Origin of the sequence: Salarchaeum japonicum (assembly GCF_049705945.1) — an archaeon.
Lineage (GTDB): Archaea > Halobacteriota > Halobacteria > Halobacteriales > Halobacteriaceae > Salarchaeum > Salarchaeum japonicum_A.
Genome location: NZ_JBNAMV010000004.1, coordinates 89716 through 101515 on the forward strand (window position 1 = coordinate 89716; position 11800 = coordinate 101515).

Genomic DNA, 11800 nt, shown 5'->3' on the forward strand with positions numbered 1-11800 from the left:
TTCCCTACTCGCCGTCGTCGAGGAGCGTGCGGATGGCGCGGAGTTCCGCGACCACGTCGCCGAGCGTCGCGTCCTCGCCGCCGGTCGCCCGTTTGGGTTCGCTTCCGGTCGCGTCGCCCGCGCCGCGGTCGGCGCGCACGCGCTCGACGAGTCGGTCGCGCACCGCCTCGTAGTCGGTGATGGCGCTCACGGTCACCTCGGTCGTGGTCTGCCCGGACCGCCCGGCGGTCTGGACGGCGACCGACCCGACGCCGAAGTAGCGGAGGACCGGGCCCTGTTTGGCCTCGACGTTCGTGATTCGAGCGTACGGAATCGTGCTCTTCGACCGGAAGAACACGCCGCCGCGCGCCTCGAACTCGTCGCCGCCGAACCGGTAGCCGACGCTGCGCTCGTACGCGCCCGACCACCACCAGACGAACCCGAGGCCGAGGACCGCAACCGCGGCGATACCAGCCGGGACGTACCAGGATTCTTCAAGCGCCAGCACGGCGACCGGAATCGCGCTGACGGCCAGTATCAACGACACTAATTGGACGCGGTAGACCGCTGCGACGGCGTCGGCCCCGAACCACTCCGACTCTTCGTGCGTGCTTATGGCCGACCGAACGTGCACGGCCGGCTTAAATCATCAGTGAGTCGTGGTTTCCCGGGTCACGAGAGCGCGTCCACCACGGACTCGCGGAGTTCCTCGCGGCGGCGGTGGCTCGCGTCAGCGTCCGTCACGACTTCGATGACGTGCGTGCCGTCGCTGGCGACGGCCTCCCGGTAGCGGTCGGGGAAGCTGTCGTAGCCGACGCGGGCGAACTGGAGGTCGTAGAGGTCCGCGGTCGGCGCGAAGTCGAGGCCGTGCGGGGTCTTGAACTGACGGTCGAAGGAGTCGTGGGCTTCGATGGGGAGCATGTGGAAGATGCCGCCGCCGTCGTTGTTCACGAGGACGATGGTCGCCGATTGGCCGCAGCGCGCGAGCGCGAGCAGGCCGTTCATGTCGTGGTAGTACGCGAGGTCGCCCGTCAACAGAATCAGGGGGTCGTCGGTCGCGCTGCCCGCGCCGAGCGCGGTGGACGTGATGCCGTCGATACCGGACGCGCCGCGGTTCGCGAGCACGGACACGTCTCCGACCCGTGGCTCGGCGAACCGGTCGACGTCCCGGATTGGCATGCTGTTCGAGACGAACACCGTGCTCGGGTCGGGCGCGCACGCGACGACCTCGCGAGCTATCGCGCCTTCCAGTCGTTCGGCGTCCGCGACGGCGTTCCAGTGTGTTTCCTCCGCGTCTCGAAGAGCCGGCCAGTCCGCGCCGCGCGTATCGACGTGTTCGCGGAGTTTGCGGGCGAGCGGCGCGGGGTCGGCGACGACGAGGTCGGTCGCGGTGAACGAGGCCTCCCGCCAGCCACCCGCGGGGTCGACGAGGACCTGGCGGGCGTCGGCGCGCGCGAGGTAGTTCCGGAGCGGTTTCGAGGTGGGGGACGCGCCGAACCGCAGGACGAGGTCGGGGCGGGGCCAGTCGGCGGTGACGCGCTCGTCGAGGTAGCCGTCGTAGCCGCCGAGCGTCGGCACTCTCTGGGTGTGCTCGCCGAACCGGAGGCCGGAGAGCGGGTCGGCGAGCACGGGGTAGCCGAGCGCGTCCGCGAGTCCCGCGATTGCGTCGGCGTCGGTCGGGTGGTCGGTCGGGCCGGCGACGACGAGGCCGCGCTCGGCGTCCGCGACGAGGTCGGCGAGGCGGTCGAGCGTCTCTTCGGCGGGATGGGTTTCGCCGTCGCCGAGCGTGACGAACGGGCCGTCACGGCCGTTCGCGGCGAGCGGATGCTCGTCCGCGAAGTCGTCGGGAACGCCGTGTGGCGGCTTTGAATCAATGGGTTCGAGCGGTTTCGGGAACGGACAGTTCAGGTGGACCGGCCCGGGGTTCGCGCCCCGTGATTCGGCGAGCGCGCGGTGAACGGTGGTGCGGACGGAGCGGAGGCGTCTCGGTTCGGGGTTCGGTTCGGGGAGGTCGGCGTAGAAGCGCACCGAACTCCCGTAGAGTTTCTCCTGATCGACGGTCTGGTTCGCGCCGCTGTCCCGGAGTTCGGCGGGGCGGTCGGCGGTGAGCAGGAGGAGCGGCACGCGCGATTGCGAGGATTCCATCACGGCGGGGTGGAGGTTCGCGGTCGCGGTGCCGGAGGTGGTGACGACGGGTGTCGGGCGGCCGGTGCGTTTCGCGCGGCCGAGCGCGAAGAACGCGGCGGAGCGCTCGTCGAGGTGGCTGAACGTCCGAATGTCGTCGTGTTCATCGAACGCGACCGTCAGCGGCGTGGAGCGGCTGCCGGGCGCGATGCAGACCGCGTCGACGCCGGCCTTGGCGAGTTCGTCCACGACGGCGCGCGCGAACAGCGTGCTCCGGTTGGGCGCGGTCATTCGAGCGCGTCGAGAACCGGCCGGTACTTGAGGAGGACTTCCTCCCACTCCGCGTCGGGGTCGGAGTCCGCGACGATGCCGTTGCCCGCGAACAGCGTGACCTCCCGGTCGCTCGCGACGGCGCAGCGGAGGGCGACCGCGAAGGTCCCGTCTCCCGTGGCGTCGAACCAGCCGACGGGGGCGGCGTACCAGCCGCGCTCGAACGCTTCGATTTCGCGGATGGCGTCCAGGGCGGCGTTCGGCGGGAGGCCGCCGACAGCGGGCGTGGGGTGGAGGGCGTCCGCCAGGTCGAGGACGTGTTCGTCGGTGTCGGCGCTGATGGGCGTGAAGAGGTGCTGGACGTTCGCGAGCTTTCGCACTCCTTGTTCGCCGGTAACGACGTTCTTGGCGTGGCCGTCGAGCTGTGTGCGGATGCTGTCGGCGACCAACTGGTGTTCGTGCTGGTACTTCTCGGACGACCGAAGGTCGGTTTCGAGCGCGTCGTCCTCGGCGGGGGTGTCGCCGCGGGGGACGGTTGAGGCGAGCGCGCCGGTCTCTAGGCGGTCGCCGTGGCGGGTGACGAGGCGCTCGGGGGTCGCGCCGAAGAACGTCCGGCCGCCGTTCGCGCGGAACGCGAACCGGAAGCAGTCGGGGTAGGCGTCGCCGAGCCGGTCGATGGCGTCGGCGAGAGAGAACGGTGCGTCGAGGTGCGCGCGGAGGGACTGCGCGAGCACGGCTTTCTCCAGGCTGCCGGACTCGATTCGGTCGACGACGCGTTCGACCTGCGCGCGCCACGTCTCGCGGTCGGTGGTGCGTTCGGTCTCGCGGACGCCGGGAGGAGGCCCGGGTTCGTCGTCGGCTGCTGTGGTTTCCGCGGCGATGGCGTCGAGCGTGCGGTCGACGGACGCGGGCGTGGCGTCCGCGCCGTACTCGTTCACGGTGAGGTAGGTCGCGTCGTCAGTGACGGCGAATTGGACGTGTGGCAGGATGAAACCCGCGCCGGGGAAGCCGTCCCAGACGCCGGCCGGGTCGTGGCGGTCGTGGAAGGAGAAGCCGCCGACGAACCGCGGGCGTGCCGCTCGCGGCGCGGTGTCGGGGCGGTCGACGGACTCGAAGACGGTTTCGGCCTGCTCCCGGACCGACGCGAAGCGCTCCGTCCCGGCGGCGGTGACGAACGCGGCCGCACCGCGCGCGAGAAGCGACGGTTCGTTGGGCGCGGTCCACACGGCGTGCGGGCGTTCCGCGGCCCGTACGAGCGCGGCGAACGGGGTGTCGTCGAGTCGACGGGTCCGGCTGACGAGCCGGCCGCCCGCCGGCACGGACTCCTGCGCGTTGCGCCGAGTTCCCATTACTCGATTTTCGGACGGCGGTCGTTTATACTTTCCAGTACACGACCACGGCCCAAATACCGTGAGTTATATTACGGGTAGAATTTATTATTCCAGTAGGATGGTAGACGACCGGATTCCCACGACGCACATCGGCAGCCTCCCCCGACCGCCCGAACTCCTCGACCTCCTCAAGAAGCGCGAGGACGGCGAGGACGTGGACCCCGACGAGTGGGAGGCCGCGACCACCGACGCGACCCACGAAGTCGTCCGGCGACAGGCCGACGTGGGCATCGACAGCGCGAACAACGGCGAGCAGTCCCGCGTCTCCTTCAACTGGTACGTGAAGAACCGGCTCAACGGCATCGAGGGCACCGAGGAGCAGGAGCTCTGGGCCGACCTCCAGGACTACCCGGACTACGCCGAGGAGACGTTCAAGACCGACGTCATCAACCTCGCGGAACACCCGGTCGTCACCGGCCCGCTCGAGTACACCGGCGTCGAGGAAGCGGAAGCCGAAATCGCCGAGTTCGAGGCCGCGTTGGACGACGTGGACACCGACTTCGAGGACGCGTTCCTCACGTCCGCGTCCCCGAGCGTCGTCACCGCCACGCACGTCGACGACTACTACGGCGACTACGAGGAGTACCTGTTCGCCGCCGCCGACGCGATGCAGACCGAGTACGAACTCGTCGCGGACGCCGGGTTCACGCTCCAGATCGACGCGCCCGAACTCCTGACCGTCGGGCAGACGGCCGCGTACGCCGACTCCTCGCTCGAGGAGATCAAGGGCGCGACCCGCCTCCACGTCGACGCCCTGAACCACGCACTCGAAAACGTCCCCGCCGAACAGGTGCGCCTGCACACGTGCTGGGGAAGCTACGAGGGCCCCGGTCACCTCGACACGCCGCTCGCGGAGATGCTGCCCGTGCTCTACGAAGCCGACATCACGGGCCTGAGCGTCGAGCAGGCGAACCCCCGCCACCAGCACGAGTACCGCGCGTTCGCCGAACACCCGCTCCCCGACGGCTGGACGCTCATCCCCGGCGTCGTGGACGTGAAGACGAACATCATCGACCACCCCGAAACCATCGCGGACCGAATCGAGCGCGTCGCGGACGCCGTCGCGGACGACACGCCGCTCGTCGCCGCGCCCGACTGCGGGTTCGGGACGCAGGCCGGCATCGGCATGGTCGACCCCGAAATCGCGTGGGCGAAGCTCGAAGCGCTCGACGAGGGCGCGAAGATAGCCGCCGACCGCATCTACTGACGCCCCAAGACTATTCTCTCGCCGACACATCGGATGGGTATGAACGGTATCTCCGGGAAGACCGCTCTCGTCACGGGCGCCGGGTCGGGAATCGGCCGCGCGAGCGCACACCGATTCGCCGAGGAGGGCGCGAACGTCGTCGTCGCCGACATCACCGAGCCCGCCGGCCGCGAGACCGTCGCGCAAATCGAGGACGCCGGCGGGAACGCCACGTTCGTCCAAGTGGACGTCGCCGACCTCGACTCCGCCCAGCGAATGGTGGACGTCGCCGTCGAGACCTACGGCGGCCTCGACTTCGCCCACAACAACGCCGGCATCCTCACCGACTTCGTCGGTGTAGACGACATCACCGAGGCCGACTGGGACCGCATCATCGACGTGAACCTCAAGGGCATCTGGACGTGCATGAAAGCCGAACTCCCCGAAATGAGCTCGGGGAGCGCAATCGTCAACACCGCCTCGGAAGCCGCGCTCGTCGGCATGGGCGGCCTCAGCAGTTACTCCGCGAGCAAACACGGCGTCGTCGGCCTCACCAAATCCGCCGCGCTCGAATACGCCGAACAGAACGTTCGAATCAACGCCATCGCCCCCGGTCCGACCAAGACTAATATCCAGTCCGGCATCACCGGCACCGGCGACTCGCTCCTCGCGCGCGCCAAATCCGCGCTCGGTCTCGTCCGCCTCGCCGTCCGCACCCTCCGCGCCGACTTCGACACCAGCGCCATGCGCGACGTACCCATGGACCGCATCGCCGACCCCGAAGAAATGGCGGGCGCCGTCGCCTTCCTCTGCTCCGACGACGCCTCCTACATCACCGGCCACACCCTCCCAATCGACGGCGGCCAAGCCGCCGACTAACGGTTCTCAAGGCTCACGGGTCGCCCTACACCCCGTGAACACTCATTCGTTCGTCCAGCTTCGTCGCGACGCTCCCGCTCACGCTTCACTCGTTCAGCGTTCGCTTGTTCGGTCGAACCTCCTCACTTCGTTCGTCGGCTCGACCTATCAGCTGTACCGCTCTTCGTTCCACGGGTTCGCGGTGTTCGAGTAGCCGCGTTTCTCCCAGTAGCCGCGCTGGGGTTCGGTGAGGAACTCGACGCCGTCCACCCACTTCGCGCCCTTGTAGGCGTAGCGGTGGGGTGTGACGACGCGGAGCGGGCCGCCGTGTTCGCGGGGGAGGTCGTCGCCGTCGTACCCCCAGACGAACATGACTTCGTCGCGCGCGCATTGGTCGAGCGGGAGGTTGGTGGTGTAGCCGTCGAGGGCGTGGAACATGACGTGGACGGCGTCGTCGTGGACGCCCGCGGCGTCCATCAGTGTGGGGAAGGTGACGCCGGTGAACTCGCAGTCGAACTTGCTCCAGCCGGTCACGCAGTGGAAGTCCTGGCGCTGCGTCTCGCTCGGGAGGTCTCGAAACTCCTCCATGGAGAACGAGCGGTCGTTCTCGACCGCGCCGGTGACGGTGAACGACCAGTCGTCGGGGTCGTAGTTCGGCGTGCTACCCTTCGAGAGCACGGGGAACTTACTCGTCTCCCGCTGGCCGGGCGGGAGTCGCTCCCCGTCGAACTCCTCGTGGAGGTCCGTGACGTCCTTCACGCTCATAGTCCGGATTCGGGCGGAGCGCACGTATGCGTACCGATACCGGGAACAACTAAGTCTCGGTAAGACTCACCGCCTTTTGTTTTACACGAGAAAAAGAATAGTTTTCTCAGGAAAAATTCGGCCCGCCAAGTTTATCACCGGGTGGGGCAAACGGCCTTCTAGAAACCATGCCGACAGTGGAGCTAAACATCCCCGACCACATCGAGATGCAGATCGCCCAGCTCGTCGAACAGGGCGAGTTCATGAGCCGCGAGGAAGCCATCGAGGACCTCCTCTCCGCCGGAATCCGCGCGTACAAGACCAGCGGTCCGATGGACGACGACGCCGGCCTCGAGGACGAGGGCATGATGGGACACGAGGACGAGTACGTCTTCTAGGGCGTGTGAGCGCGTAGCGAGCAAGGTTTTTACCGCCAAATCGCGTTAGCACGATTATGCACAAAGACGAACTGCTCGACCTCCACGAACAGCTGGTCGAAATCAAGGACGACATCCGCGATTACGACCAGATAAACGAGGAGGCGTTCGAGGCCTACGAGCAACTCGACGTCGACCCGAGCCACGTCCACAAGTCGAAGAGCGAGCACAAGCACGCCGTGTTCGTCCTCGGGAACGCGCTCGCGAACGCGATGAGCGAGGACGAGTTCTCGAACGCCGGCCGCCTGTCCAAGCGCATGGAGGAACTCGCGGACGACGCCGGCTCCAAACTCTAGTTACTGCGCCGCGGATTCGTACGCCGTTCGGAACTCGTTGAGCTGTTCGTTCACGCGCGCCGCACCCACCTCCAGCGCGTCAAGCGGGTTCTCGCCGTCCTCGACCTTGAGGGAGAGGAGAGGTTCGGTCTGTCCGCCGGACTGCTCGGGGTTCTGGTCGTAGGTCGCCGCGGCGACGCTGTCCAGTTCGAGGAGCGCGCCCTTCAGGACGTTCATGAAGGTATGGTCCTCGCCCCCGATCTCTATCACTAGCTCTGACTCCGATTGCTCGACAACCCGCAAATCCATGTATCGAGTCAAGAGCACGGCGCGTTTCAATCTTCCGCAAGCACGTTCTCGCGCGCGAGGCGCGGCCTCGTCCGGCCGACGCGTTTTATTGCTCGGGCGTGACTTGGATGGCGTATGGTGTCGCTCTCCGTGGTCGTCGTCCTCTCGTATCTGCTCGGTGCGGCCGTGGCGGGCGTGCTCTCCCGGTTCACCAGCGCCCGGCTTTCCGACGGCCTGCTGGTGGTCGCGCCACTCGTGGCGCTGGCGGGCGTGGGCGTCGCGGCCGCCGTCGGCCTCGCTCCCGTGGACCCGGCGCTCGCGGCTTCCCTCGTACTGGCGCTCGTCGCGTCGTTCGGCGTGGTGCGCGCGCTCGACCGCCCCCGCGGCCGGTGGTTCCGTCGGCTTCGTTCCCGCCTCCTGTTCGGGGTTCCGTGGGGGTCGCTCGTGTCGATTCTCGGCGTGCTCGCGTTCTACCTGTTCGTGCAGGGCGGCGCGGACGGCCTCTACTCGCCCGTCACTCTCCCGTTCACGTCGTGGTCGTACACCTACCCGCTCGGCGTGCTCACCGCGCCGTTCGCGCACTCGGGCTACGGCCACCTCTACGGGAACCTCGTCGGAACCGTCGTCCTCGCGCCGCTCGCGGAGTACGCGTTCAGTCACTTCCCGACCGAGCGCGGTAAGAGCAGTTTCGCGTCACTCCGCGCGAACCCCTACGTGCGGGCGTTCGTCTTGCTCCCGCTCGGCGTCGTCCTCGTCGGCCTCGGAACGAGCGTGTTCGCGTGGGGGCCGGTCATCGGCTTTTCGGGCGTCGTGTTCGCGTTCGCGGCGTTCGCGCTCGTGCGTTACCCGCTCGCCGTCGTCGTCGCGCTCACCGTCCGGAGCGCCGTCTCCACGCTCTACACCGCGCTCACCGACCCCGTCACCGTCGCGGCCGCCGGGTCGTCGTACGGCGGCCCGTGGTGGGCCGGCATCGCGGTTCAGGGCCACTTCCTCGGGCTGACGCTCGGCGTCCTGCTCGGCGTCGTCGTGCTCGCCAGACGCGACCGCGGCCCGTCCGCTCTCCGCCTGTTCGCGGGCACCGTCCTGTTCGCGGCGTCGCTCTCGCTGTGGGCGTGGTGGTGGTACCGCGGCCCCGCGACCTACGTCCTCTACCGCGGCCTCGGCGTGCTGTTCGTCCTCGCCGTCGGCTGGGTCGTCGCGGCGGCCGTCCGCGCCGGCCGGTCGCGTCGGCCGCTCGGCTGGGGAACCGACATCTCGCGCCGACAGGCGGGCGTTCTCCTGGTCGTCGTCCCGCTCGCAGTGATGGTGGGCGTCGCTGCACCTATCAACTACACAACGACCGACGGGAGCGGCCTCCCCGACGACGCTATCGAAATTCAAGACTATCAGGTGGCGTACACGGAGGACGTCCCGAACCAGCGCGTGAGCGGCGTCGACGTGTCGCTGTTCGGCGAGTCCACGAGCGTGAACGCGAGCGGCGTCATCGTCTACAGCGAGGAGCGCGCGCTCTGGACGGAAGCCGTCTCCGCGGGCAGCCTCGCGTTCTCGGGGTCGAGCACCGTCCGCGTCGGCGGCATCGGCTGGGAGGCGGAAGTGAGAGCGCAGCGCCTCGGTTGGGTCGCGGAAGGCGGCGGAACGGCGTACGTCGTCTACCTCAAATCCGGCGACGGCGACTGGCGACACGTCTACGCTTCGGAGCCCGCGACGGCGGACTTGACGCTCGCCGGGAAGAACGTCAGCATCCTCAGCCGCGGCGGCGCGTTCTACCTCGCGCTCACCCGCGAAGGCACCGTCGTCGACACCGCCGCCGTCCCTCGGTCGGGGAACGCGACGACGCTGGAGGGAATCCGGTTCGTCCACACGAACGGCGACTTGGTCGCGGTCTACGACGGGACGCGCGTGACGGTCGCGAGCGAGGAGACGTACAGCTAAACCCAGACGATGCGGTAGACTTCGGCGTCGAGGGTTTTCGAGTCGGCGTCGTGGAAGTCGAACTGGCGAGCGAGTTCGAACTCGGCGCGAAAGGCGTGCGTGACTTCGCCGCCCGCGTCGGCGGCGAACGACTCGACGAACTCCCGACTGCCCGCGTTGTGCACGGAGTAGGAGACCGACGCGAGTCGGCTCGCGGCCTGGAGGAATCGGCGGTCTGCGTGCTCGTTCCCGCGTTGCGCGCCGAACGGCGGATTCATCACCACGGTCGCGTCAGTGGCGGCGAGCGGCGGACGGGTCGCGTCCCCGCGAACCCAGTCCACGCGGGTCGCGGGCGGGAGGCGGCGTTCGTTCTCGCGGGCGACGGCGAGCGCACTCGAATCCACGTCGAGGCCGACGACTCGGGGCGCGTCCGCGAGCGCCGCGCCGAGCGCGAGCATCCCGGTTCCCGTCCCTAAATCGAGGACGGGGCGGTCGAGGTCGTCGTGCAGACCGGCGAGGTGGACGACGTGCGCGGCGAGTCCGGCGGGTGTCGGGTACTGTTCGAGGTCGACCCGCGGATTCCGAAAGCCCTCGACTGACTGGAGTCGCTGTTCGAGCGCGCGCTTCACGGCGGAGGAAGGAGCGGGAAGGAGAAACGCCTTACGAGAGGGAGAGCGGGCCGTCGAGTTCGAGGGTGACGCCCTCGCGGCGGGCGCGTTCGGCGGACGCGGCGAGCGCGGGTTCGACCTTCGAGGTCTCAGCGACGCCGTCGAAGGAGACAGTGAGGGTGTCCGCGCCGAGGTAGGCGGCGGCGTCGATGTGGTCGCGCACGCGGTCGATTTCGTCCTGCGTCGCGAACGAGCAGTCCTCGTCGAAGCACGCGGAGAGTTCGAGCACGTCGGCCGTGTAGTTCTCCGTGCGGAGTTCGTCCTTCACGTCCCGCAGGTAGGTGGTGGAGAGCGAGTCGAGGGCTTCCGCGTCGATGGTGACGGGGGTGGCGTTCGTCGGGCGACAGCTCGCGACCGCGCTTCGGACGCCGGACTGTGTCGTGCTCATACACACCCATACATACTGAGAATACAAAAGCCTTTGTCTATGTCCAGTAGTAATTTTAGAGTGGTGTGGAAACGGCTACTCGGTGAGGAGTGAGAGGAGAAAGACGGCTAGTCTACCAGGTGCCGTGGAAGGTGTCGAACTCCAGTTCGTCGAGCGGCTTGTTTCCGACGGCGATTTCGTACTCGCCGGGCGTGAGCATCGGCTTGTGGAAGCGCGGGCCGTCGTCGGTCGTGATGCGCGGACAGCCCGTGTTCACGAACGCGTCCATGTCGAAGTTCCGGAGCCTGTCCGGGGTGACTTCGTCCATGGTGATGAGGTAGGCGTTGTCGTTGTTCTCGACAATCTGGTTCGCCTGGTCCCAGCGCCCCTGGCCGATTTTGGTGCAGAAGATGACGCCCCACTTCTCGGCGTCCATCGCCTTGTGCACGCTCGCGTAGCGCTGCTTCATGAACTGCTCCTGGTCGGCGATGGAGACGGAGTTGTTGACGGGGTCGGCGATGACGACGTTCTTCTCGGGGTGCTCCATCGCGAGGCCGAGCGGGTGGAACTTCCCGCCGCCGACGTACAGCACCTGGTCGGCGTCGATGTCCGCGGACGCGTAGTTACACCCGAGTACTTGGCCCTCGTTGGTGAGGCGGTCGTCGCCCCGGCGGGTGTGGACGGTGAACCCGCGCTCTTCGAGCCACGTCCGCATCTCCTCGAACTTGTTCATGTGCTGGGCGGTCGTGACGAGCCCCACGTCGTCCTCGTCGAGTTCCTCGATGGCTTCCTGCATGATGGGCGTCACGTCGACGTTCGAGAAGAGCGGGACGTAGATTATCTTCTCTGACTCCTTCATCGGGCTGTGCCCGAAGTGGACGAACACGTCGGTGCGCCGCATGAGATAGGTGTCGAGGTCGCACGCGCCGTAGCACGGCTTCCCGGACATCATCACGCGCACGTCGTCGGGCAGCGCCTTCCGGAGGTCGTCGGTGACGGCGGGGCCGCGGCGCTTCAGTCCCTCGGGGAACTGCAGGCCGACTTTCTCCGCGCCGCGCTCCTCGACGGCCTCGACGATGCGGTCGAGTTCGTAGTCCCACGTTCGGTCGTGCTTCAGGGAGAGCCCGGTGTTCCGGAGGTCTCCGTCGGTCCGCTCCTGCTGGCTCATTGCACTCGCATATTCGCCCACGCCGTTTAACCCCGGCGCTTACGGCGGCGAACCGGGGACGCCGAGACGCCCGATTTTCCTTGTTGTGGGTTCTCACACCGAATTGGGAAGCCACCACTCTTTTCCGTGACCCG

General features: G+C 67.8%; 13 protein-coding genes. 5 read left to right on the forward strand and 8 right to left on the reverse strand.

What is annotated here, in order from left to right; genetic code table 11:
• Nucleotides 1-4: 4 nt before the first annotated feature.
• The 3 genes from ACOZ4O_RS02125 to ACOZ4O_RS02135 all read right to left on the reverse strand — a co-directional run bounded on the left by ACOZ4O_RS02125 (nt 5) and on the right by ACOZ4O_RS02135 (nt 3722).
• Complete coding sequence (locus ACOZ4O_RS02125) at nt 5-526, reverse strand: PH domain-containing protein (RefSeq protein ID WP_424523667.1); 522 nt, start codon at nt 524-526, stop codon at nt 5-7.
• A 125-nt stretch (nt 527-651) separates the two neighbouring features.
• Nucleotides 652-2394 carry a 2-succinyl-5-enolpyruvyl-6-hydroxy-3-cyclohexene-1-carboxylic-acid synthase gene (gene menD / locus ACOZ4O_RS02130; protein ID WP_424523668.1) on the reverse strand — a complete coding sequence of 581 codons (1743 nt, stop codon included), beginning with the start codon at nt 2392-2394 and terminating at the stop codon, nt 652-654.
• On the reverse strand, nt 2391-3722 hold the full coding sequence (locus ACOZ4O_RS02135) for an isochorismate synthase (protein WP_424523669.1): 1332 nt from the start codon (nt 3720-3722) through the stop codon (nt 2391-2393). Before ACOZ4O_RS02135 ends, menD begins: the two co-directional genes overlap by 4 nt.
• Nucleotides 3723-3822: 100 nt before the next feature.
• On the opposite strand from ACOZ4O_RS02135, the gene ACOZ4O_RS02140 reads away from it, so the two are divergent.
• Both ACOZ4O_RS02140 and ACOZ4O_RS02145 read left to right on the forward strand, forming a co-directional pair.
• Nucleotides 3823-4971: a methionine synthase gene (locus ACOZ4O_RS02140; protein WP_424523670.1), complete on the forward strand. Its 1149-nt coding sequence runs from the start codon at nt 3823-3825 to the stop codon at nt 4969-4971.
• 39 nt (nt 4972-5010) lie between these two features.
• Nucleotides 5011-5829: an SDR family NAD(P)-dependent oxidoreductase gene (locus ACOZ4O_RS02145; protein WP_424523671.1), complete on the forward strand. Its 819-nt coding sequence runs from the start codon at nt 5011-5013 to the stop codon at nt 5827-5829.
• Between the two features lie 147 nt (nt 5830-5976).
• Here ACOZ4O_RS02145 and ACOZ4O_RS02150 read toward each other — a convergent pair whose 3' ends face one another.
• Nucleotides 5977-6573 (reverse strand): sulfite oxidase-like oxidoreductase, encoded by a 597-nt coding sequence (locus ACOZ4O_RS02150; RefSeq protein ID WP_424523672.1) that lies wholly within the window; start codon nt 6571-6573, stop codon nt 5977-5979.
• Nucleotides 6574-6740: 167 nt separating this feature from the next.
• Here ACOZ4O_RS02150 and ACOZ4O_RS02155 point away from each other — a divergent pair, with 167 nt between their 5' ends.
• Together ACOZ4O_RS02155 and ACOZ4O_RS02160 are read left to right on the forward strand one after the other, a co-directional pair.
• The gene (locus ACOZ4O_RS02155; RefSeq protein ID WP_145847473.1) at nt 6741-6950 is read left to right on the forward strand and encodes a DUF7120 family protein; all 210 of its coding nucleotides are present in this window, start codon (nt 6741-6743) and stop codon (nt 6948-6950) included.
• A 56-nt stretch (nt 6951-7006) separates the two neighbouring features.
• Complete coding sequence (locus ACOZ4O_RS02160; protein WP_330990077.1) at nt 7007-7285, forward strand: UPF0058 family protein; 279 nt, start codon at nt 7007-7009, stop codon at nt 7283-7285.
• Here the strand turns inward: ACOZ4O_RS02160 and ACOZ4O_RS02165 are convergent, their stop codons facing one another.
• Nucleotides 7286-7573 (reverse strand): DNA-directed RNA polymerase subunit L, encoded by a 288-nt coding sequence (locus tag ACOZ4O_RS02165; RefSeq protein ID WP_424523673.1) that lies wholly within the window; start codon nt 7571-7573, stop codon nt 7286-7288.
• Between the two features lie 114 nt (nt 7574-7687).
• Here ACOZ4O_RS02165 and ACOZ4O_RS02170 point away from each other — a divergent pair, with 114 nt between their 5' ends.
• Nucleotides 7688-9484 (forward strand): rhomboid family intramembrane serine protease, encoded by a 1797-nt coding sequence (locus ACOZ4O_RS02170; RefSeq protein WP_424523674.1) that lies wholly within the window; start codon nt 7688-7690, stop codon nt 9482-9484.
• On the opposite strand, the gene ACOZ4O_RS02175 is transcribed toward ACOZ4O_RS02170, so the two are convergent.
• From ACOZ4O_RS02175 to dph2, 3 genes are all read right to left on the reverse strand, one after another.
• Nucleotides 9481-10092, reverse strand: a complete 612-nt coding sequence (locus ACOZ4O_RS02175; RefSeq protein ID WP_424523675.1) for an METTL5 family protein — start codon at nt 10090-10092, stop codon at nt 9481-9483. The genes ACOZ4O_RS02170 and ACOZ4O_RS02175 overlap by 4 nt on opposite strands.
• Nucleotides 10093-10123: 31 nt before the next feature.
• Entirely contained in the window at nt 10124-10519 is a 396-nt protein-coding gene (locus ACOZ4O_RS02180; RefSeq protein ID WP_424523676.1) for a hypothetical protein, read from the reverse strand.
• Nucleotides 10520-10631: 112 nt separating this feature from the next.
• Complete coding sequence (gene dph2, locus ACOZ4O_RS02185; protein WP_424523677.1) at nt 10632-11666, reverse strand: diphthamide biosynthesis enzyme Dph2; 1035 nt, start codon at nt 11664-11666, stop codon at nt 10632-10634.
• Nucleotides 11667-11800 lie beyond the last annotated feature (134 nt).